Consider the following 22,893-nt stretch of genomic DNA (forward strand, 5'->3'; position numbering starts at 1 on the left):
ATCCCTCCCTTTCCTAATGTTCGATCAGCTGTTTGAGCCGTCTGCGGCCGCTGATCAGGTAACGCTTCACGGAACTTCGGCTGATATCCAGCATTTTTGCAATATCTTCCAGCTTCATATTTTGATAATATTTCAGGAATATCACCTGAGATTCTGTAAATGGAAGGTTCAGCACCTGCCGCATGAGGTATTCTTTTTCATCGATGCGGATGGCCTGACTCTCCGGATTGTCAGTGGGATCAGTCTCCTGAGAGGCCGCAGAGGCTTCGTAGTCGCTGAGCTCCGTCTTGTGTTTGGTGTTTTTTTTCTGCATGTTAAAGCAGATACGGAAGCAGATCTGATTCAGCCAGGAGATAAACAGCTCCGGATTTTTCAGACTATGGATGTTCTTCAGGACGAGAATGTATGTTTCCTGCAGGGCGTCCTGGGCCAGATATTCATCTTTCAGATAATGATAGGCAAAATGGTACAGCCGCTGATACGTTGCTGCATACAGTTCTGCAAAAGCGTCACTATCCCCGGTCATCGTCCGGGTAACCAGCTTCGCGATATATTGATAATCTAAAACAGACACTCTCGCACCCTCTTTCCTGAAAAATTAGGGGTATATGATACCAGGGTCGAAAAATCAAACGTCGATTGTGCTTGCACAAATAGATGTTTGATCTTGAGACCCGCCCACAATATGAGGATAAAAGTGTGGCGTATGCCACACGATATCCGAATGTGTGTGGGGGATTGCGGGAGTACAAAGTACGGAGCAATCCGCAGGGTATCATAAATTATACTTCTTCCGATGTGTCGCTGATCCGCTGGTTGGCAAGGGAGATCAGCTGTGTGATGGTACGGATCTGTGCGCCTTCGTGGTAGGCCCTGCCGTAGGCGTATTTCAGCGGAAGCTGCTCTGCCATGGAGTTGTAGGCAGACACCCGCTGGTTCACCAGACGCAAGAACGCATCCATCTGCTCCGGCGTCGTATCCTCAAAGATCGCCAGAAACTTATTGCCGCCGTTGCGGCCGACGAAGCACATGTTTACAGAGGCAAGCTTCAGAATATTGGAAAAATCCCGGATCACGGCGTTGCCCTGCAGATGGCCGTACAGGGTGTTGATCTCCTGGATATTCGTCAGGTCGAACATGATACAGCCCAGCGTGTCCGGCAGCGGCCGGTCCAGATATTTCTCAATGAGCGCGTCGCAGCTGTAGCGGTTGGCAATCCCGGCCACGGGATCGGAGTGCACCGCAAAATCCAGTTCCCGGTAATCCTTTTTATATGAAGCGGAAAAGGAAAAGTCCAGGAAAATAAAGAAAAACGAGAGGCCAAGCACAAACCATAGCAGCGCAAACATGATGCGCACATCGGGATCCGATGCGATCATATGGTAAAGACTGTGGTTGGTAAAAATCTTATAACAGCCAAAAGCGGTCAGCAGGATAAAAATGATCAGCTGGATCGTTTTGACAATATCGTGTTTTCTCATAGGATGGCCTCCTTTTAAGGAATTTGTTGTCTTCCCTTCTTAAACTCAGGTTCCCGCGCTGCCACGCTCTACTGCCTGCTATCGCAGGCGGAACCTTTATTAATGGCTTGTGAAAAACAAATGTCTGCTAGCGCAGCCGCTTGTTTTTCACTGCGCGCATTATATTATAACATAGTTCTTTGTGGGGCGCGCGACAAAAAGTTTGAAAAATTTTTGAAAAAGGTGAACCTTTTTCTGAACCGCCCCGCTCTTAATAAGTAGAAGGTTATCTATTGTTGAACAACAGGTGGGATATACAGATCACAAGAGAAAGGAAAGATACCGTATGAAGAGCTATTTTTAAAAGAGGTCTTGCGTTAGTTTTGGCGGTGGCGCTGGTCGTGTCCAGCGGCCTGTACGTGTCTTCGGATCGTACCTTAAAGGCGACGGGCGAGGATGAGATGTACAGCGAAGCCGGCGCGGAGACAACGCAGGAAGTAGTGGAAGTACAGGCAGAGCAGGAGGAAGCACAGCCCGTGGCGGAAGCGCCCGCAGAGGAGGCGCCTGCCCAGGAGCCTGAGACGACGGTGCATGAGATTGAGATCGCGCCGGAACAGCCGCAGGCACAGGAAGAGACACCTGCGGAAGAGCCGAAGGCGGAGGCAGCAGAAGCACCGGCGCAGGAAGAGACACCGGCGCAGGAAGCACAGGCCAAGGCCCCGGCGGCAGAGACTCCCGTGGAAGAGGAGAAGGCAGCAGAAGTCTGTCAGCTGCATGTGCAGGCCGTATCCGGCGGCAAGGTAACCGTATCGGTGGATGGCGGCAGTGCGAAGAATGCAGCAGACGGCCTGACAGAGGAGATGCAGAAGAATGCATCTGTGGTTCTCCATGTATCTGCAGATGAGAATCATGAGATCGCAGCTGTGACAGCCAACGGTACTGCACTTGGTGCGGTATCCGGTGACAGCGCAAATGCATCTTATGAGCTGAAGGCAGATGCTGATACCACCATCGCTGTTTCCTTTAAGGAAAAAGCAGAGGAAGTACAGCAGGAATCTCCGAAGACTGAGGAGAAGAAGGACGAACAGAAAGCGGAAGAAGCTAAAGAAGAGACTCCGGCTGAGGCGGAGCAGGAGGAAGCCGCAGAGAAGGATCTGAACGAGATGCCTGCGGATGAGCTGTTCGCGTATCTCATGACCGTATCCGGCGACGACATGGACGCGCTCTATGAGAAATATCCGAATCTGGACGAGCTTACCGCAGCATTCAGTGAAGAGCAGAAGAATGCGCTTACCGCACACTTTGGCGGGGATCAGGCTGTGACGCTGGATGTTACAACCGATTATACGCTCCGGGAGGGAGAGAGTATTTCCGTTACCGGAACACAGGGAGATTATCCGGCGAGTGACCGCTGGCAGATCACGTCCGGTTCTGCGATCGTGAGACTGGATACCTATTCCGAGAATACGGCGCAGCTTACAGCCCTGGCTGTGGGTACTGCAACAGTAAAGCATGGTTTTTGGGTAAGGAATAAAGGCTGGAACTGGAATGAGGAGACCTTTACCCTGACAGTTATCCCGGCTGTAGAGGCTACATCACTGACGGTATATCCGGAAAGCGTTTCAGTTGCAGCCAATAGCACGGTACAGCTGACTGCAACTGTTGAACCGGGCAATGCATCTGTTACATGGGCCAGCAGTGACCCCAATATTGCTACGGTTGACAGGAACGGAAAAGTGACAGGCGTGAAGGAAGGAAGTGCGACAGTCACCGCTTCTTCCGGCACCCGGGTGGCGTCTTCTGTCATTACTGTAACGAGAGACACCACCGGAGATGTGTCCGGGCAGACTGCATATTTCTATATCTGGAAACCGGGAGCTTCTACGAGTGCCAGTTATCGGGATACCTGGTATTATGCAGGCACCGGAAGCGTCACGGGGCCAAAGGCCACAGCGGGTCTGCACGGAACAAGATATTATGACTGGAATATGGTTACTGCCTATCCGGGCACGATGCCGGATATCACTGTAGATGGAGTAACGTATACGTATAATGCATCTCCGGATGCCCCGGTCGGTACCTATTCCGTAAACTGGGCATATCTTGTCGTGGAGAATGGCGCAAACGATGGGTATAGTACAGTCGTACCGAATGGTACATATGTATACCATGTGGACGGGTATGCGGTGTTTAAGACCGCAGGCGAGATTACCGTGGATTTCCAGGTGAAACAGCCGACAGTCAGCGGATTTGACAGTGTGACCGGATGGCCCAAGGTATACAAGCAGGGTAATGATGTGACGGCACCTGCCCAGGATGCGACCAAGACCGTCAACAATGTGACTTATACGTTCGATGGCTGGTATAAGGATCAGGGATGCACGCAGAGAGCCACTGCAGAAGATTTCAGAAACTTGCAGGAAAGTGTCGTTTTCTATGGGAAATATGTGGCCAACAGTGCAGCGTATACGGTGGAATATTATTATGATGATGTACTGAATGCCAATGAGACGGTCAATGGAAATGGCACGCAGGGAGAGCGGATTCCTTACGCCGCACCGGGCGAGAAGACCGCAGGAGATATCACCTATAAGCTTGACCGCGTGGAGACACCGGGAAAGCTGATCACCTCCGACAGTGCGGAAAATGTGATCCGTATTTATTATAAAGGGGAATATCAGGTTGTCTATGATCTGAATGGCGGAACGACCACCAGTGCGCAGACGACATTTGGCGGCCTGCACAAAGGAGATGCGACGCCGACCATCGACGATCCGACCAGAGCAGCAGATGACACCTATACATACGAATTTGCAGGGTGGAATCCGACTGTCAGCGACACAGTGACCGGAAATGCAACCTATGTGGCACAGTGGACACCGGTATACAAGATTTTCCATGTGACTTACGACTGGGGCACCCCGGACAAGGCAGTCACCGATGTATACTCCCTGCCGACCGATAGCACTGTCTACCACTACAATGATCCGTATGAAGCGGTAAAGACCTCTTACGGAAGAGTGGAGACGACAGACCGGTACGGCAATGTGAATGGTTACTACAGCTTCAGCGGCTGGAGTCCGGCAGAGGGCACCATCACAGGCGATGTGACCATCACCGGTGAATGGACATACACATCGGTAACGGTAGAGAAACATAAGGTATTCTACACCTGGAAAGGTCTGCCGGATGCAACCTTGTATAATGAAGCGGGCACAGAGATTTCCAGACCGGAATACCCGCATGACATCCCCGGACTGGTGAATGGCGAAAGCTATGCTGATCAGTTGGATACCGGAATGCCGGGTACGGTGGTATACACCCGGGATGCATTCGGCAACAAGACCGGTAAGTACACGTTAAGTGCATGGACAGATCCGAATAACGGTATCATGGGAACCGCAGACGTGAATGTAACGGGTGTCTGGCAGGAAGAGATATTCCAGGTAAAGGAGTGGCATATCACTTACGAATGGAGCGGAGATGTGCCGACAGGCGATTACGCCCAGACACTGCCGACAGATGGCACTACCTATAAAAACAACCAGGATTACACAGTAGATACCAAGTATGGCGAAAATTACACCGTAACCACTTATGACGAGTGGAACAATGTGACTGGCACCTATACTTTCAGCGGATGGGATACCGAAGACGGAAAGATCACAGAAAACCTGACCATCAGGGGTACCTGGAAATATGACAAGACAGATGTTGCAAAACACAATGTAAACTACATCTGGCATAATTTCCCTGCTGGCACTCTTTATAATGATGAGGGCATAGTGGTAACACCGGAGAAACCGACTTCCATCACTGACCTGGTGAAGGGACAGAAGTACACCATTGATAAGGCAATGCCGGGAACCATTGTGTACACCCACGATGATCTGGGCAACGTCAATGCGAAATATGAGTTAAGCGCATGGACAGATCCGGGTAACGGTACCATGGGCGAGGCAGATATTACCGTCAGTGCTACATGGGTAAAAGAAGACGTAGAGGTGAAGACCTGGAAGCTTACCTATGCATGGAACGGGGATGTGCCCACAGGCGTTTATGCACAGATCCTGCCCACCGATGATACAGCATACAGAAACAATGAGGTATTTCACGCAACAAATCAGTACCCGGCCGGTTACACCGTAACCACCAGGGATGCATATGGCAACATCAATGGCCGGTACGAGTTCAGCGGCTGGACACCGCTGACCGGAACGATGACATCTGACCGTACCATCTCCGGTACATGGAAATTCATCAGCCAGACAGTGGAGGCACATGAGGTGCACTACAGCTGGGGGGCAACCCTGCCCAATGAAACACTGTATGATGCAGATGGCAACGAACTGAAAGTACGGCCGACGGAGCCCACCGATGGCAACAAGTATGTAAATAACCAGACCTATCCGGTCAATCGTGACCAGGAGGGCATGACCGTTTACACCAGAGATGCATATGGCAACACCAACGCTTCCTACAAACTGAGCACATGGACGGATCCGGGTAACGGCACCATGGGCAACAGCGATGTGACCATCACCTCCGAATGGGTGAAGACAGAAATCGCGGTGGATACATGGAAGATCACGTATTCCTGGGATGGAGACATTCCGACCGGCGTGACCCTGCCCAACGATCCGACAGAATATGTGAATGGCGCAACATACAAGATTGATACGACTTATACCAGCAGCTATACCGTACCGACTCATGACCAGTATGGAAATATCACCGGGGAGTATCGGTTCTCCGGCTGGGATAAAGCACCGGGAATCATTACCAGCAATATCGAGGTAAAGGGAACCTGGAACTATGTAGAGACAGAGCTGGTACAGTATACGGTAGAGTATACGTGGAGCGGTCTGCCGACCGGCGTTACCCTTTATGACGCAGATGGCAAAGAGACCACACCGGAGAAACCGGAATCTATCACCGGATTGGTGAACGGCGAGAGCTATGCCGAGCGGATTGATACCACCATGCTGAACACGGTGGTATACACCCATGACGAGTACGGCAACCGGACAGCTTCCTATACGTTAGGAAAATGGCAGGATCAGGGAACCGGAAAGATCAACAACGCCAACGGAGAGATAAAGGGTGTCTGGACAGAAGAGAAGCTGGATGTGGCTACCTGGAAGATCACATACAACTGGAAAGGTAATGTACCGTCCGGCAAATACGCACAGACGCTTCCGACAGACAGTAAAACTTATATCAATGGAGAGCAGTACACCGTTGATGACAAATTCAAGGACGGAATAACCGTAGAGACAACCGATGATTTCGGCAACGTGAATGGCGTTTACACTTTCCATGGCTGGAACCATCAGACAGGGGAGACCATCACCTCCGACCTGACCATTGAAGGTACATGGAGCTTTGAGACCAAGACGGTGGATGCTCATAATGTCACCTACCATTGGGAGGGCCTGCCGGGTGAGCAGTTATATGATAAGGACGGAAACAAAGTAACACCGCAGGAACCCAAAGGGCATACCAGTCTGGTGAACAACCAGCCTTATACGGTAGACCGTTCTCAGGAGAATATGGTGGTGTATACCCATGACCAGTACGGCAATGTCAATGCCAAGTACACACTGGGCACCTGGCAGGATCCGGAAAACGGCGTCATGAAGAACGCGAACATCACCATTGAGGCAAAGTGGACGGCGGAAGCTGTCGATGTGAAGACGTGGAATATCACTTACGAGTGGACAGGCACGACTGTACCGGCAGGTGTGAATCCGCCCACCGACAGCAGAACCTATACCAACCGACAGCCTTATACCGTTGATCGGACATTTACAACGGGATATACGGTAAATTCTTACGATGCGTACAACAACGTCAACGGTGTTTACACCTTCCAGGGCTGGGATACCGCAGACGGCACCATCACCAGTGACCTGACCATCAAAGGAAGCTGGACATTTACTAAGACAGACGTAAAACAGCTGAACGTTATCTACAGCTGGAGCGGTCTGCCGGAGAATACCAGACTGTACGATGAAAAAGGAAACGAAGTTACACCGCAGCTGCCCGCAGGCGCTTCTGGTCTGGTGAAGAATCAGAAGTACACGGTAGATACAAAAGTTTGCCCGGCTGGCACCAAGGTCTACACAAAGGATGCCTATGGCAACCTGAATGTCTGCTATACCCTGGGTGACTGGAGTGCATCCGGTGAGATCACCATGGCAGACAGCGATGTGGAGATCAGCGCACAGTGGACACCGGAAGTAATCGAACTTCCTGATTACAGCATTACTTATACCTGGGATGGAGACGTACCGACAGGTGTGAATCTGCCGACAGACAACACCAAGTATAAGAACAACCAGCCGTACACGGTAAATACCACATACGGCGAAGGATATACGGTAAACCGCACAGACGAGTACGGCAATGTGAATGGCGTCTATACGTTCAGCGGCTGGGATAAAGGAAATGGCAGGATTAATCATTCTGACCTGATCATCCATGGAACCTGGAGCCTGAAAGAGACGACCGTGGCACAGCACAATGTGACCTACACCTGGGATCTGCCGAAGGGAACCTACTATACGGCAGCAGGTACGCAGATTGTACCGACGCTTCCTGATCCGCACGTCGGACTGGTGAAAAATCAGGGCTATACGATCGACACCTTAAGACAGGGCATGGTGGTCTATACCCATGACCAGTATGGCAATGTGAATGCATCCTACACCATGGGCAACTGGAGCGATCCGGGCAACGGCGTGATGGGAGATGAAAACATCGTTGTATCCGGTCACTGGACCAAAGCGGATGTAACGGTACAGACCTGGAAGCTGACTTACAAGTGGAGCGGCCTGAAAGACGGCGAGCAGCTGTACGATGCGGACGGGCAGGAAATCACTGAAAATGTAAAGGAACCGATTGACAATAGGACTTATATCAACAAAGAGCCTTTTGCGGCAGAAGCCGGATACTTTGACGGCTATCAGGTATACACCCATGATCAGTATGGCAATGTCAACGGCGAATATACCTTCAGCGGCTGGACACCCAAGTCCGGTATCATGACTGCTGATCAGAACATCGAAGGCACATGGACATTCAGAGAAACAACCGTGACAGCGCATCAGGTAACCTATCGCTGGAGCGGCCTGCCGGATGGCGTGATCTTATACGATGCAGCAGGCAACACGATCGTTCCCACATTGCCGGGTGGCACAAGCGGCCTGGTGAAGGGACAGCCTTATACGGTGAATACCGCAGGCGCTCCCGCGGGTATGCAGGTTTATACCCATGACGAATATGGCAATGCAGATGTATGCTACACCTTAGGTGACTGGAGCGCATCCGGCACCATCACCATGGGAGACTCTGATATCGTGATCGTTGCCGCGTGGACAGGCGAAAGCATAACGATTCCTGAATGGAAGATTACCTACTCCTGGGATGGCAAGATCCCGGATGGCGTCACCCTGCCGACCGATGACACGAGCTACAAGAACAATCAGCCCTACGAGATCGACAAGACCTATACAGGCGAAACAAAAATTGAAGTAAAAGATGCATATGAGAACGTCATCGGCATCTACAGCTTCAGCGGCTGGGATACGAAAGATGGTAAGATTACCAGCAATCTGACCGTAACTGGTATCTGGAGCTACGAAGCGAAGCCGCAGACTCCGCATAAGGTAGCCTATACCTGGAGCGGCCTGCCGGAAAACGAAACACTTTATGACGGCGAAGGCAATGAAGTGACACCGAAGCTGCCGGGCGACATTACTGATCTGGTGAACAATCAGCCTTATACACTGGACAACACCCTGATCGGAACGACGGTATACACCCATGACCAGTACGGCAACCAGACAGCAGTCTACACCTTAAGCGGCTGGACGGATCCCAATAACGGTATCATGGGAACCGCAGATGTAGAGGTAGCAGGCACCTGGACGAAGGAAGAGATTCCCGTACAGACCCATACCATTACCTACACCTGGAGCGGTTTGCCGGAAGAACCCATTCTGGATGCGAACGGCAGCGATGCAACACCGAAGAAACCGGAAGACAACCGGATTTACACACACAACGCACCTTACAGTGTCGATACCACTTTCCCGGCAGGTTATACGGTAACCACCTATGACCAGTATGGAAATCCGAACGGTGCCTATATCTTCAGCGGCTGGGATGCTGTGGAGACAAAGGGCTACATCACCGCAGACCTGACATTTAAGGGCGAATGGCGCTATGAGGCAGCGGAAGTTGCAAAACACAATGTGGTATACAGCTGGAGCGGCCTGCCGGAGGAGCAGCTGTACGATGCCGACGGCAATCCGATCGCACTGGCAGTACCGGCAAGCATCATCGGCCTGGTAAACAACCAGCCTTACGATGTGGATACCACATACCCGAACATGACCGTATACACCCGCGACGCTTATGGAAATGTCAATGCAAGCTACACTTTTGGCAGCTGGAATGACCCGAATGGCGGCGTCATGGGAGAAACAAATGTAACCGTAGACGGCACCTGGACAAAGGCAGAGATCGCAGTGGCACAGTACACCGTGACCTATCTGGTAGACGGACAGGTATATGGAGCAGTGGAAACGTATGTACCGGGTCAGCCTATCGCAGCCCTGCGGCAGGCACTCACCAGAACAGGCTACACCTTCAGCGGCTGGAACCCGTCTACACTTCCGGAGAAGATGCCGGCACACAACATCACTGTTGAGGGCACCTTCGCTGTGAACAGATACACACTTACCGTACACTATGTGGATACCAACGGAAATCCCGTGGCAGCAGATTACAACGGCACTTACGACTTTGGCGCACAGTTCCATGTCGTATCCCCGAACGTAACCGGCTACACACCGAATTATGCATCCATCAGAAGCGATGAGAACGGTATGCCCGCACAGAACCTGGAATTCACCATCGTTTATACCGCAAATCCCGGCGGCAATAACCCGGGCGGCGGCGGAGACGATAATGGCGGCGGTGATGACAACGGCGGCGGAACCACACCGGGAGGCGGTACAACGACAACCACAACAGACAACACACCGGCAGCAACACCTGCTGACGGCGGAAATGCACAGACCGAGACGGTGCCGGCTGCACAGGACGCAGTGGTGACACCGGACGGAAACGGCGGCTATGATCTGACAGCGATCGCGGACGGGGAGACACCTCTCGCAGACATGGAGCTGGACAACCATAAATGCTGTATCATGCATTTCCTGTTGATGCTGATCGCCCTGATCGTTCTTGGCTTCTATACCAGAAGCAGAAAGAAACATCAGGAGAAGATTCATGAACTGAGAGAAGAGCTGGAACTGGAAAAACAGAAACGCGGCCTGACAGGCACTGACGCTGCAACGGCTGCCGGTAACGGAAGGGAGTAAGAATGATGTTGTATAATCTGTATGTGTTTGACCACAATGTTCTGCACATGTGCTTCTGGACACTGCCGGCAATCATTGCCGCAGCAGCAATGGTCATTGTAGGCCTCGTCCATGGACACAACCAGAAAAAGCGTGAGAAGAAGTTTGAGGAAGAGCTTGCGGAAAAACTGCAGGGAAATCTGGAAGGAGGGAATGAATCATGTCATATATCATAGAGCATACCCGGTTGGGATTTTGCTGGCTGGATATTGTCGCACTCATTGTTCTCCTGGTAGTCGTGATCTGGTTCATGGTAAAACGCCATGACATGAAAAACGAAGAGAAGGATCTGGAGGACGAGCTTTCCGCCATCTACGCGGGAGATACGGTGGACACCGAACATCATATCTAAACAAAATCAGGAGGGGATGCGCAGGAATCTGTGCATCCTCTTCCAAGTTTCGGGCATTTGTTATCGCCTGCGCGGGAAAGTGCCATGTACTGTAGTAAAAGGCGTATACTGCGTGGAAGTGAAATAAGGCAGCAATTTGCACGGACAGAATGCGTCCAAGCGTTATATACAGGAAAGATGGTTGAAATGCCAGGTGGATTTTTGGCCAGGACAGTGTATAATAGATGCGGAAATCAAACAGGGAAGTGATATCGTTGGGAAGAAGAATGTTGAAAAAATATGACGGAAAGAAACAGGGATGGCTCCGGCAGGGTAAGGAACTGGCGGTGTTTATCATCCTCATGTTTGTTGTGTTCCGGTTTATTATCGGGGTATCGCTGGTAAACGGCAGTTCCATGAACCCTTCGCTGAAAAATGGAGACGTGGTGGTGTATACGCGCATTGTTCCAAACTATGAGAGCGGCGATATCGTGTGCATCCGCATGCCGTCGGGGGAATATTATATCAAACGCGTGATCGGGCTGGCGGGGGACACGGTGGAGATCCGAGACGGATCGGTGTATGTAAATAGCACTGTCCGGGAAGAAAACTATGCCCAGGGGAGGACAGAAACACAAGGGGATTCCATCAAATATCCCTACGAGGTCAAAGCTGACCGGGTATTTGTGCTGGGGGACAACCGGGAGGAATCCATGGACTCCCGCACCTTCGGCGCGGTGGCAAAATCCCAGATCAGAGGAAAGGTGCTCTTTTCTTTTTCTTTACCGGGGCATAAATGAGTCATCTGCGTGTGTGACGAACGATGCGTGAGCTCTGGATAATCGGGTTAGTAGTGAGGCGCACGGATCATGCGATATGGATAAAGGGAGTGATCGTCGGAATATTCCGGCGATCGTTTCTATATAATGAAACAAACGCTTGTGCAATGCGGTGACTTCATGCGGCTGCTCCATTTTCTGTCAGAATTTACGATACCACTCATCATTTTCTATATCGTGGGATACGGTTTGCTTCAGAAGAAAAATGTCTACGAATCGTTCATTTCCGGAGCCCGGGAGGGGATGGAGATCGTCGTGCGGATTTTGCCGACGCTCACCGGCCTCATGGTGGGCACAGGGGTGCTGCGTGCGTCCGGGCTGCTGGATTTTCTCGGAGACCATCTGGGGATGCTTCTGGAACGGGTGCAGGTGCCCGGTGCACTGGTGCCGCTGATCATTTTGCGCATGTTTTCCTCGTCTGCGGCCACCGGGCTGTGTCTGGATATTTTTCAGCAGTACGGGCCGGACTCCCGGATCGGTATGATCACTTCGATCATGATGGGATGCACCGAGACGATTTTCTATACGATGAGTGTCTATTTCATGGCTGCAAAGGTAAAAAATACCCGGTATACGCTGCCGGGAGCTCTGGCGGCCACTTTTGCAGGCATCGCGGCGAGTATTTTTCTGGCGGGGAAAATGACGGTATGAAAACAGGGCGGATGGAACCAGCGTAAACAGGAATGAAGAGGCGGTCAACAGAGCGGATGAGCAGTACGAACGGAAAACGGTAGGCTGTGAAATTTATGTAAAAGTTTCAGAAATCGCCTTGACAGCGCCGGAAAAACAGGATACAATCGGCTTACATTTAGAGGGAGTAGTTTTGATACGTCATCCAACAGACGCGGCCTTGGAAGGTCTGGAGACGTATACCGGGATTTTTATATCGAAACGGGTACGAGACTTTTCATGTGATTATTTGACAGGGAGTATGCAGATAATCACATGGAGGGTCTCTTTTTTTATATGATTTACAAAACAAAAGGAGGAGCCAGGATGAAAGAGTGGTATCAGATGACGGAACAGGAGGTACTGGAACAGCTGCAGGCCCGGCTGGAGGGACTGACCGGCACACAGGCAGCGCAAAGGCTGGAAGAAGCGGGGGAAAATGTGCTGCAGGAAGCGAAGAAGAAATCCGCCCTGCGCATTTTTGCGGAGCAGTTTTGTGATCTGCTGGTGGTGATCCTGATCGTGGCAGCCGTGATTTCCATGTTTTCCGGCAACGCCGAGAGTACGGTGGTCATCCTTGCGGTGATCGTCATGAACGCTGTGCTGGGAACGGTGCAGCATCAGAAGGCAGAGAAATCGCTGGAAAGTCTGCGCGCGCTTTCTTCCCCCAGCGCCAAGGTACTGCGGGATGGACAGAAGACAGAGATCGATGCACGGCTGGTTGTGCCGGGGGATGTGCTGCTTCTGGAGGCCGGAGATCTGGTGGCCGCAGATGGCCGGGTGCTGCAGGGGTATTCTCTGCAGGTCAATGAAAGCTCCCTTACCGGGGAGTCTGCCAATGTGGATAAGCGGGAAGGAACGCTGGCGGGCGAGGTACCGCTGGCGGAGCGGACGAATCAGGTGTTCTCCGGCAGCCTGGTGACCTATGGCCGCGGTGTGGTGCTGGTGACCGGCACCGGTATGCAGACCGAGATCGGCAAGATCGCTAGCCTGATGAATGACACAAAGGAAAAGAAGACGCCGCTGCAGGTGAGCCTGGACGATTTCAGCAAGAAACTGGCGATGCTCATTATGATTGTCTGTGCTGTGGTGTTCCTGCTGAGCCTGTATCGCCGGATGCCGCTGCTGGATGCGCTGATGTTTGCTGTGGCGCTGGCAGTGGCGGCCATCCCGGAGGCGCTGGGCTCCATTGTTACCATTGTGCAGGCGATGGGAACCCAGAAGATGGCGAAGGAGCAGGCAATCATCAAGGATCTGAAAGCGGTGGAAAGTCTGGGCTGTGTGTCCGTGATCTGCTCAGATAAGACGGGAACGTTGACCCAGAACCGGATGACCGTGCAGCAGGTGTATGTGGGCGGAGAGACGGTTGCTCCGGCAGCGCTGGATCTGCACAATCAGCTGCACCGGTATCTGCTTTATGATGCGATCCTGACCAACGATTCGGCCATTGTGGATGGAAAAGGCATCGGAGATCCGACGGAATATGCCCTGCTGGAAATGGCAGAGCAGGCGGGCATTCAGGAAAAAGATATCCGGGAGCTGATGCCCCGGCTGGAGGAGCTGCCCTTTGATTCTGACCGGAAGCTGATGAGTACGAAATACGGGATCCACGGGGTACCGACGGTGCTGACCAAGGGGGCGGTGGACGTGCTGCTGTCCCGCTGTACCGGTATCCGGGAGGGTGCAGAGCCCATGTCTGTCCGTCCGGTGACGGAGGCGGACTGTCAGCGGATCCTGGAGGAGAATCAGCGGTTTTCAGAGAATGGGCTGCGGGTGCTGGCCTTTGGTTATAAGGAAACCACGGTGGAAGAACGGTTGTGCACAGACAATGAGAAGGACTTTATTTTCCTGGGGCTGGTGGCAATGATGGATCCGCCCAGGGAGGAGTCGGCACAGGCTGTGGCAGAGGCCAGACGGGCAGGCATTCGTCCGGTGATGATCACCGGCGATCACAAGGTGACGGCCAGAGCCATTGCGCAGTCCATCGGCATTTATCAGGAGGGGGATATGGCGCTCACCGGCACGGAGCTGGATGCACTGAGTGATCAGGAGCTGGGAGAACAAATTGACAAAATTTCCGTATATGCCCGGGTATCGCCGGAACATAAGATCCGGATCGTGGATGCCTGGCAGAAGCACGGCAATGTGGTTGCCATGACCGGAGACGGTGTCAATGACGCCCCTGCATTGAAAAAAGCGGACATCGGCGTTGCCATGGGCATCACCGGAACTGAGGTGTCCAAGGATGCGGCGGCCATGATCCTGGCGGACGACAATTTTGCGACGATCATCAAGGCGGTAGCCAATGGCCGGTGCGTATATCGCAATATCCAGAATGCGGTACAGTTTCTGCTGTCCGGAAATATGGCCGGTATTTTCTGCGTATTATACACTTCCCTGGTGGGTCTTTCTGTGCCGTTTCAGCCGGTGCATCTGCTGTTCATCAATCTGGTGACAGACTCCCTGCCGGCTCTGGCCATCGGCATGGAACCGGCAGAGGCGGATCTGCTGTCCCGACGGCCCCGGGATCCGAAACAGGGCATCCTGACGGGAAATTTCCTGCGGGCGGTATTGCTGCAGGGCGGCCTGATCGCCATCTGCACGATGGCAGCATATCATATGGGATTACGGGCAGGCGGCGCGGCAGCGGCCAGCACCATGGCCTTCTCGACGCTGACTCTGGCCCGGCTGTTCCATGGATTCAACTGCAGAAGCAGCCATTCCCTGTTCCGGCTTGGCTTCCGGGGCAACCCGTACAGTCTGGGCGCTTTTTGCGCAGGCCTGCTGCTTCTGGGGCTGGTGCTGTTTGTTCCCGTGCTGCAGAAGCTGTTTCTGGTGGTTATGCCCGGCGGGGTGTGTCTGTGGGGGATGCTCCTGCTGGCGGCTGCGCCCACGATCGTATTACAGGTAGGGCGTCTCATGCGGGGAAGATAATATATTGGGACCTATAGTGAAAATGAGAAGCAATAAACGCAAGGATTGGGGATGCGCAAAACCAGGCAATCCAGGAGTGATAGAGCAGAAGTGCTATACGGGCTGCAATATGCGAAAATTACAATGTATGTGAATATAGAAAAACGGAAAGGATGTGAGGGAAGGTCGAAGGATATCAAGGATTGGAAATCATGGAAGTACTGCGGGTAACAGGAGTGATGGGGGTACTTATATTTCTGGTGATTGTCGCCCGGATGGATGCCCGCACAGCGCGGATTCCCAACGGGCTGCTGCTGGCGGGCATCCTGTTTGTATTATTCTTTGTTGGGATGATGGAGCAAAATTCCGGTTTGCCGGAGACTGTGGTGGGGTGTGCGGCAACGGGAGAAGCGCGCCCGGCATATGTGTATTTTGTTCGGCAGCGCCTGTTGGGGCTTGTGGGCGTCAGCGGGTTTCTGCTGTGCCTGACACTGTTTCGGCCCGGGGCCTTTGGTGGCGGGGATGTGAAGCTGACGGCGCTGACCGGTTTTTTGCTGGGCTGGAGACTGAGTTGGTATGCATTTGCTGTGAGTGTGTTTTCTGCGGGGGTGTATGTGCTGTGGAAGCTGCTGCGAAAAGAAGTGGACAGAAGCAGCCAGATTCCGTTCGGGCCATTTCTCTGCCTGGGAACGGCAGGGGTATTGGTATTTCCTTATCTTTATTCCATATGGAACTGTGTCCTGTGAGACGACAATAAAAAAAGAGGATATCTCAAAGCCATGATGTGAAAACCAGGCTTTGAGACACCCTCCTGAGGGGCGTTGTTATAAAATTGTCCTCTGTTTTTGGTTTGTGCGGGAATCCAGGGAAGAATTCCCGCGCGGTATATAGAGGATGTAGAGTTATACCAATGGAAACGGGGTGAACTGTCGCAAAAGCTCCGATGTGTTCCGAAGTCCGTAGAAAACAAGTCCTGTGATCTTATTCTGATCAGTCGTGTCCCCGTGGATGCCGGTAACGGTATTTGCCCGGCTCATATAAGCATTTGTCTTGCACGCATCGCCGATATAGAGAATCTCATTGCCATCCGGCAGAACCTCCAGCCGATAGGGCGTTGCCGGAGTGATCAGCATGGATCGGATCTCCCGGGGCGTCTGGCTGATGGCCCGATAGTTGGTAAAAATATACACCATATGTTTCTCGATGATATTTTTATCTATAATGGAATGGATGCACAGGCTTAAGGGTGTCAGGATCACAAGCATCAGACAAAGGACAAACTGTAATGCATGCACCCGCATCTGCTGTGCGAAAGGGATAAATACAAAAGCAAAGAATGTCAGCAGGGAGAGGCAGGCCGTCCACAGCAATGGCAGTGACCGGGAATAAGGAGGCGCAAGCAGCCGGAAGGGCTCGCTTCGTCCTTTCCATAAAATCTTCTCTCCGTCCAGCAAATTCTCACTCAGGTATCTGTCCATGTATCATCCCATTCCTAAAAGGTGATAAATCTCTTTCGACACTGACAGTATAACGCACTTTCTGATAAAGATAGTGTTAAAAGAAAAGACACCGGCGTAAAGAAACTGTTAATCTTTGGCAGAACACCCGGCGGATCAGTCCACCAGCATACGGTAGCCGATGCCCAGCTCTGTCAGGATATACTGAGGTTCTGCGGGATTTTCCTTCAGCTTTCTGCGGATGTTTGCCATATTTACCCGGAGGATCTGATTGTCGGAAGAACTGTACGGCCCCCAGATATTTTTCATAATGAAATCATAGGTGAGTACTTTTCCGGCGTGTTTGCCCAGCAGTGCCAGACATTTGAATTCATTCTGGGTAAAATGGATTTCTTCTTCCCCTTTGGTTACCGTATGGCGGGCAATGTCGATGGTCAGATCTTTTACATGGATGATGTTGGATGCCGGGGAAGCGTCTGTGGTGGAAGCCGTATGCCGAAGGGCAGTGCGCACCCGGGCCATCAGCTCGGAGATACCGAAGGGTTTCGTGATATAGTCGTCGGCGCCCATATCCAGGGCAGATACTTTCTCAGATTCCTTGTCGCGGGCAGAGACGATGAGAACAGGCGTCTCATTCCACTGCCGGAACTCCTGCAGCAGGGTAAGGCCGTCCACATCGGGAAGGCCCAGATCCAGCAGTACAAGATCCGGACACTGAGAAAGAAATGCTGTCCGGGCAGTTTTGCCGTTCTCGGTCAGAATGGTCTTGTAGCCGTTGGTGGTCAGTGCATTGTGGATAAAGTTGCGGATGCCTTTTTCATCCTCTATGACCAAAATGGTTTTCTCGTTATTCATCCTGTGTTACCTCCTCCATTGGAAGTCCGAAGCGGAAAACAGCGCCGCCGCCCGGACGATTTTCTTTTTCAAAAAATCCCTTGTGTGCCTTTACAATGCTTTCGCAGACGGGAAGTCCGATGCCCAGTCCCTTGGAAGAATCGCTGGAAGGCTCCTCGCCGTCGTTTTCTGTGGCGTTCAGGCCGCGGCCGTGGTCGCTGACCTCGATCACTGCGAAGCTGTCTTTTGCATAAGAAGCGATCTGAATATGCTCGGTATCTCCGGAGTGCCGGATGGCATTTTCCAGAAGATTGATGATCACCTGTTTGATCAGGGTGGAATCCATGGGCGCCATGAGAATGTCTTGGGGCAGCTCCACGTGGATCTTCGTGTTGGGGAAACGCTTCTTCGTCTTCACCACCGCGTCGGAAATGACATCCTCCACGACCTCATTCTGTGTTTTCAGCGTTGTCTCTCCGGGCTGGAATTTCGTGATGGACAGCAGGTTTTCCACCATGCCGATGAGCCATTCGGAGTCGTCCCGGATATCGGTAAGCAGCTTGCGCACCTCGGCTTCCTCCATGTTGCGGCCGTCTTCCAGGATCAGTGTCGTAGAGCCGATGATGGTCGTCAGAGGTGTCCGCAGGTCATGGGAAATAGCCCGGAGCAGGTTGCTGCGCATTTTCTCTTTCTCCGCTTCAATCTGTACCTTCGTGCGCTCATCGTTCAGCTGCCGGTTCATCTGGTACAGCTCCCGGGTGTGCTGTTCCCGGCGGATGGCATCCTGGGCCTGCCGCTTGATCAGGGAAGTCATCGTGCAGGTGACGATGGAAACGATCAGCATGCTGATGCCCGCCACGGTATAGCCGGGCATGGTCATGTTGAACTTCGCGTAAGGGTACATGAAGTAATAGTTGATGCAGAAAGCGCTGAATATGGAAGCGGCGATGCCCCACAGATAGCCGTCCGTCACCCGGGAAATGATGAGCACAGCCAATGCGTAGATCAATGCCGAGTTGTTCTCAACGCCCGTATAGCCCAGCAGGATGTCACTGATCTTGTATGCTGCGGCCAGAACAAAAAGTGTTTTAAACAAATCTGAAATATGTAACTTTTCCATAGAGAGCCCTCCTCATCATTCTATTATATTATAAATGAAGATAAAGAAAGTGTTAAGATTCGTATGAAAGCATTGTCAAGCGCCCAGGCGGGATGCGTGCTTGCACGTAAGCCCGTCTGGGCATTTGACAATCAAGCCGGAATGAGCAAGTAAGGCGATAGCCTGGATTGCGAATTTTGGCGGCAGATGCGGAAGCGCTGAAGGCGCGAAGCAGCTGGCTTTCATACGAATCTGTCTGCATAAAAGCATGGACGGAGCGCCGGATATGAGCAGAAATGAGCTGCGAAGCGGCGGAGAGCATCGAAGATGCGGTTCTGCGAATGCGCGACTGAACTTTACGTATGGCGAGCTGGCTTTCATACAAAGCTGGGCATGTGTAGCTGGCTTTTCTGTTGCAGCAGGTTTGAATTTATGGTAAGATAAAAACAGACAATTTTATAAGAAAAAAGTTTTTTTCTGAAAATAATACCAAGAAAAGGGGAGACAGCTGATGGAGAAGCAGGAACTGATCAGAGAGGCCATCGCCGCACGAAAGAGATCCTATTCGCCGTATTCGCACTTCCAGGTGGGCGCGGCGCTGCTGGGAAGATCCGGGAAAGTATACACGGGATGCAACATTGAAAATGCGGCCTACACACCGACGAACTGTGCGGAGCGGACTGCTTTTTTCAAGGCGATATCAGAAGGGGAGAAGGAATTCGAGATGATCGCCATTGTGGGCGGCCCGGCGAAGAGTGCCAGGACGGATTACTGCCCGCCCTGCGGCGTGTGCCGACAGGTGATGGCGGAGTTCTGTGACCCGAAGGCATTTCGGGTGCTGATGGCAAGGACGGAGACGGATTATCGGGAATGCAGCCTGGAAGAGGTACTCCCGTTTGGATTTACGAAGGAGGAATTGCAATGAGAATGTATGACCTGATCAAGGAAAAACGGGACGGCGGCGTGCTGTCTGATGAGGAGATCCGCTGGATGATCGACGGGTACGTGAAAGGGGAGATCCCGGATTACCAGATGTCTGCCATGCTCATGGCTATTTATTTTCAGGGCATGACGGATCATGAGACGGCGGTGATGACCGATGCGGCGGCGCATTCCGGGGATATGGTAGACCTGTCCTCCATTCCGGGCGTGAAGGTGGATAAGCATTCCACCGGCGGCGTGGGCGATAAGACGACGCTGATCGTGGGCCCCATTGCGGCAGCCTGCGGCGTCAAGATCGCCAAAATGTCCGGCAGAGGTCTGGGCCACACCGGCGGCACGGTGGATAAGCTGGAATCTATCCCGGGTATGCAGGTGGCGCTGGATCGGGAAGCGTTTTTCCGCATTGTGAAAGAGATCGGTCTGTGCGTCATCGGCCAGTCAGGCAATCTGACCCCGGCGGATAAGAAGATGTACGCCCTGCGGGATGTGACGGGCACCGTGGAGAGTATTCCGCTGATCGCCATGTCCATCATGAGCAAAAAACTGGCTGCCGGAAGTGACTGTATCCTGCTGGATGTGAAATGCGGCAGCGGCGCATTTATGAAAACGAAGGAGCAGGCGGTGACGCTGGCTGAAAAAATGGTGGCCATCGGGGAACATGCGGGTCGAAAGGTGGGCGCACTGATCACCAACATGGATATCCCGCTGGGCCATAAGATCGGCAATTCTCTGGAGGTGGAAGAGGCCGTGGAGACGCTGCGGGGAGAAGGCCCGGCGGATCTGACGGAGATTTGCCTGGAGCTGGCAGCCCACATGCTGTATCTGGCGGGAAAAGGCAGTCTCGAGGAGTGTCGAAGAATGTCGAAAGAGGCTGTGGAAAGTGGTGCGGCGCTTCGGAAGCTGGAAGCTATGGTGGAAGCCCAGGGCGGTGATGTGCGCGTCATCCAGGATCCGGCGCTGTTTGCCCAGGCTCCGGTTATTGAGGAGATCAAGGCACCGGCATCCGGCTATATCACCCATATGGACACAGAGGCTATCGGCGTAGCGGCAGCGCTTCTGGGGGCCGGCCGGGAGACGAAAGACGACACCATCGATTATTCTGCCGGTATCGTTTTGCAGAAAAAGACCGGCGAATATGTGGAGCAGGGACAGACCATTGCGCTTTTCCACACGTCGGAGCGCAGACGGCTGAAAGATGCTGAGGAGCGGTTCCTCCATGCGCTGACCATCGAGAAGGAAAACCGGGAGCAGCAGCCATTGATCCTGGGGCAGGTAGTGCGATAGTAAAAACCGGATAGCGGTTTACGACGACATTGTTGTGTATTTGTTCGTAAACAGCGGGTTGTAAAACAATTTTTCATATGTTAAGATATTTGGTGTTTCAAAGGGATTACATATGGAAAAGAGGATGAATCGATGAGCAAAATTGCAGTTGTCACCGACAGCAACAGCGGAATCACACAGGCGCAGGCGAAAGCGTGCGGCGTGACGGTGCTTCCCATGCCTTTTTATATTAATGAAGAATTGTTTTATGAGGATATCAATTTGAGCCAGGAGGATTTCTACGCAAAGCTGGAAGGAAATGCGGATATTTCCACGTCCCAGCCGGCGGTGGGAGATGTGCTGGATCTATGGAACAGCCTTTTGAAGGAATATGACGAGATCGTGCACATTCCCATGTCCAGCGGCTTAAGCGGCTCCTGTGAGACGGCCATCATGCTGGCCCAGGATTTTGACGGCAAGGTGCAGGTGGTGAACAACCAGCGGATTTCCGTCACCCAGCGGCAGGCAGTGCTGGACGCGAAGACACTGGCTGAGCGGGGAAAGAGCGCGGCAGAGATCCGGGAATATCTGGAGCGTACGAAATTTGATTCCAGCATTTACATCACCGTGGATACGTTGAAATATCTGAAAAAGGGCGGTCGGATCACACCGGCAGCGGCAGCTCTCGGCACCCTGCTTCGGATCAAACCGGTGCTGCAGATCCAGGGAGAAAAGCTGGATGCTTTTTCCAAGGCGCGGACGATGAAACAGGCCAAGGCGACCATGCTTCATGCCATGCAGGCTGATTTCAAAGACCGGTTCCACACGGATGAGCAGGCAGAGGAAATGTGGATCCAGGTGGCATACAGCGGCACCGACCGCACAGAGGCGGAGGCGTTCAAGGCAGAGCTGCAGGCACTGTATCCGAACCACGAGATCGTGATGGATCCGCTGTCTTTGAGCGTCTCCTGTCACATCGGGCCGGGCGCGCTGGCTATCGCCTGCACGAAAAAACTCGCTGAAAATAAGTAGTGCGGGCCTGAATGTATACCGAGCAGAGCAGCGACAGAATAAAGAAGGAACTTTGTACAATAGTGGAAAGTCAATGCCAGAGTATAAAGAGTAATGAAGAAATGAAGTAAGGAGGGCGCCGTGGATACTTACCAGACCATCAATGATGTGCTTGTCCGGCTGTTTCGGGAGATCATGGATCAGGAGCAGAAGGCGATCATCACGGAACAGTTCCGTGACATCACCAACAACGATATGCATATAATAGAAGCGATCGGTATCGAGGAGCCGCGCAACATGTCCTCCGTGGCCAAAAGCCTCTCCGTGACAGTGGGCACCCTGACCATTGCGGTGAATGCCCTTGTGAAAAAAGGGTATGTAGACCGGGTGCGCAGCGAGGCGGATCGGCGGGTGGTGCTCTTATCCCTGACGGAAAAGGGGGAGAAGGCCTACTATCACCATGAAAAATTTCACCGGGACATGGTGGATGCCGTCATCGGGCAGCTTTCCCCGGAGGAGCAGGTGGTTCTGGCAAAGGCGCTTACCAACTTAAGTGAATTTTTTCGGAAATTCTGATTCCTGTTCGGAGGCTGGAAGCAGCGTCAAGCACGAAACGTGCGAATCATGATATAGTGACAGTGTTG

16 protein-coding genes are annotated in these 22,893 nt (G+C 52.5%); 11 read left to right on the forward strand and 5 right to left on the reverse strand.

All coding sequences use genetic code 11. The annotated features are described in order from the left end of the window. Positions 1 to 13: 13 nt before the first annotated feature. Together RJD28_00520 and RJD28_00525 are read right to left on the reverse strand one after the other, a co-directional pair. Positions 14 to 574, reverse strand: a complete 561-nt coding sequence (locus RJD28_00520) for a sigma-70 family RNA polymerase sigma factor (GenBank protein ID WNV58095.1) — start codon at positions 572 to 574, stop codon at positions 14 to 16. 208 nt (positions 575 to 782) lie between these two features. After that, complete coding sequence (locus RJD28_00525; GenBank protein WNV58096.1) at positions 783 to 1,481, reverse strand: GGDEF domain-containing protein; 699 nt, start codon at positions 1,479 to 1,481, stop codon at positions 783 to 785. Positions 1,482 to 1,849: 368 nt separating this feature from the next. Here RJD28_00525 and RJD28_00530 point away from each other — a divergent pair, with 368 nt between their 5' ends. The 7 genes from RJD28_00530 to RJD28_00560 all read left to right on the forward strand — a co-directional run bounded on the left by RJD28_00530 (position 1,850) and on the right by RJD28_00560 (position 16,389). Continuing rightward, positions 1,850 to 10,852, forward strand: coding sequence for an SHIRT domain-containing protein (locus tag RJD28_00530; GenBank protein ID WNV59527.1), 9,003 nt, complete (start codon positions 1,850 to 1,852; stop codon positions 10,850 to 10,852). Positions 10,853 to 10,854: 2 nt separating this feature from the next. Continuing rightward, on the forward strand, positions 10,855 to 11,067 hold the full coding sequence (locus tag RJD28_00535; GenBank protein ID WNV58097.1) for a hypothetical protein: 213 nt from the start codon (positions 10,855 to 10,857) through the stop codon (positions 11,065 to 11,067). Then, positions 11,052 to 11,243: a hypothetical protein gene (locus RJD28_00540; GenBank protein WNV58098.1), complete on the forward strand. Its 192-nt coding sequence runs from the start codon at positions 11,052 to 11,054 to the stop codon at positions 11,241 to 11,243. Before RJD28_00535 ends, RJD28_00540 begins: the two co-directional genes overlap by 16 nt. Positions 11,244 to 11,497: 254 nt before the next feature. Further along, complete coding sequence (gene lepB / locus RJD28_00545) at positions 11,498 to 12,022, forward strand: signal peptidase I (GenBank protein WNV58099.1); 525 nt, start codon at positions 11,498 to 11,500, stop codon at positions 12,020 to 12,022. A 159-nt stretch (positions 12,023 to 12,181) separates the two neighbouring features. After that, positions 12,182 to 12,712: a spore maturation protein gene (locus RJD28_00550; protein WNV59528.1), complete on the forward strand. Its 531-nt coding sequence runs from the start codon at positions 12,182 to 12,184 to the stop codon at positions 12,710 to 12,712. Positions 12,713 to 13,057: 345 nt separating this feature from the next. Then, a complete protein-coding gene (locus RJD28_00555; GenBank protein ID WNV58100.1) occupies positions 13,058 to 15,664 on the forward strand; it encodes a cation-translocating P-type ATPase in 2,607 nt (868 codons plus the stop codon). A gap of 191 nt (positions 15,665 to 15,855) precedes the next feature. Further along, positions 15,856 to 16,389 (forward strand): A24 family peptidase, encoded by a 534-nt coding sequence (locus RJD28_00560; protein ID WNV59529.1) that lies wholly within the window; start codon positions 15,856 to 15,858, stop codon positions 16,387 to 16,389. Between the two features lie 156 nt (positions 16,390 to 16,545). Here the strand turns inward: RJD28_00560 and RJD28_00565 are convergent, their stop codons facing one another. From RJD28_00565 to RJD28_00575, 3 genes are all read right to left on the reverse strand, one after another. Further along, a complete protein-coding gene (locus tag RJD28_00565; protein WNV58101.1) occupies positions 16,546 to 17,121 on the reverse strand; it encodes a hypothetical protein in 576 nt (191 codons plus the stop codon). A gap of 135 nt (positions 17,122 to 17,256) precedes the next feature. Beyond that, positions 17,257 to 17,955 (reverse strand): response regulator transcription factor, encoded by a 699-nt coding sequence (locus RJD28_00570; GenBank protein WNV58102.1) that lies wholly within the window; start codon positions 17,953 to 17,955, stop codon positions 17,257 to 17,259. Beyond that, the gene (locus RJD28_00575; protein ID WNV58103.1) at positions 17,948 to 19,054 is read right to left on the reverse strand and encodes a DUF4118 domain-containing protein; all 1,107 of its coding nucleotides are present in this window, start codon (positions 19,052 to 19,054) and stop codon (positions 17,948 to 17,950) included. The genes RJD28_00570 and RJD28_00575 overlap by 8 nt, the downstream gene beginning before the upstream one ends. Before the next feature lie 490 nt (positions 19,055 to 19,544). Between RJD28_00575 and cdd the strand changes: the two genes are divergently transcribed. The 4 genes from cdd to RJD28_00595 all read left to right on the forward strand — a co-directional run bounded on the left by cdd (position 19,545) and on the right by RJD28_00595 (position 22,825). Next, the gene (gene cdd / locus RJD28_00580) at positions 19,545 to 19,958 is read left to right on the forward strand and encodes a cytidine deaminase (GenBank protein WNV58104.1); all 414 of its coding nucleotides are present in this window, start codon (positions 19,545 to 19,547) and stop codon (positions 19,956 to 19,958) included. After that, positions 19,955 to 21,259 carry a pyrimidine-nucleoside phosphorylase gene (locus RJD28_00585; protein ID WNV58105.1) on the forward strand — a complete coding sequence of 435 codons (1,305 nt, stop codon included), beginning with the start codon at positions 19,955 to 19,957 and terminating at the stop codon, positions 21,257 to 21,259. Before cdd ends, RJD28_00585 begins: the two co-directional genes overlap by 4 nt. Before the next feature lie 132 nt (positions 21,260 to 21,391). Then, positions 21,392 to 22,270, forward strand: coding sequence for a DegV family protein (locus RJD28_00590; GenBank protein WNV58106.1), 879 nt, complete (start codon positions 21,392 to 21,394; stop codon positions 22,268 to 22,270). Positions 22,271 to 22,390: 120 nt separating this feature from the next. Next, entirely contained in the window at positions 22,391 to 22,825 is a 435-nt protein-coding gene (locus RJD28_00595) for a MarR family transcriptional regulator (GenBank protein WNV58107.1), read from the forward strand. Positions 22,826 to 22,893 lie beyond the last annotated feature (68 nt).

Source organism: Oscillospiraceae bacterium NTUH-002-81, from assembly GCA_032620915.1.
Classification (GTDB): domain Bacteria; phylum Bacillota; class Clostridia; order Lachnospirales; family Lachnospiraceae; genus JAGTTR01.

Excerpts from the sequence above, each read along its gene's own strand:
- RJD28_00525 (WNV58096.1), bottom strand. The coding sequence starts at position 1,481 with ATGAGAAAACACGATATTGTCAAAACGATCCAGCTGATCATTTTTATC.
- RJD28_00575 (WNV58103.1), bottom strand. The coding sequence starts at position 19,054 with ATGGAAAAGTTACATATTTCAGATTTGTTTAAAACACTTTTTGTTCTG.
- RJD28_00555 (WNV58100.1), top strand. The coding sequence starts at position 13,058 with ATGAAAGAGTGGTATCAGATGACGGAACAGGAGGTACTGGAACAGCTG.
- RJD28_00540 (WNV58098.1), top strand. The coding sequence starts at position 11,052 with ATGTCATATATCATAGAGCATACCCGGTTGGGATTTTGCTGGCTGGAT.
- RJD28_00590 (WNV58106.1), top strand. The coding sequence starts at position 21,392 with ATGAGCAAAATTGCAGTTGTCACCGACAGCAACAGCGGAATCACACAG.
- cdd (WNV58104.1), top strand. The coding sequence starts at position 19,545 with ATGGAGAAGCAGGAACTGATCAGAGAGGCCATCGCCGCACGAAAGAGA.
- RJD28_00560 (WNV59529.1), top strand. The coding sequence starts at position 15,856 with ATGGAAGTACTGCGGGTAACAGGAGTGATGGGGGTACTTATATTTCTG.
- RJD28_00570 (WNV58102.1), bottom strand. The coding sequence starts at position 17,955 with ATGAATAACGAGAAAACCATTTTGGTCATAGAGGATGAAAAAGGCATC.
- RJD28_00565 (WNV58101.1), bottom strand. The coding sequence starts at position 17,121 with ATGGACAGATACCTGAGTGAGAATTTGCTGGACGGAGAGAAGATTTTA.
- RJD28_00585 (WNV58105.1), top strand. The coding sequence starts at position 19,955 with ATGAGAATGTATGACCTGATCAAGGAAAAACGGGACGGCGGCGTGCTG.
- RJD28_00550 (WNV59528.1), top strand. The coding sequence starts at position 12,182 with ATGCGGCTGCTCCATTTTCTGTCAGAATTTACGATACCACTCATCATT.
- RJD28_00535 (WNV58097.1), top strand. The coding sequence starts at position 10,855 with ATGATGTTGTATAATCTGTATGTGTTTGACCACAATGTTCTGCACATG.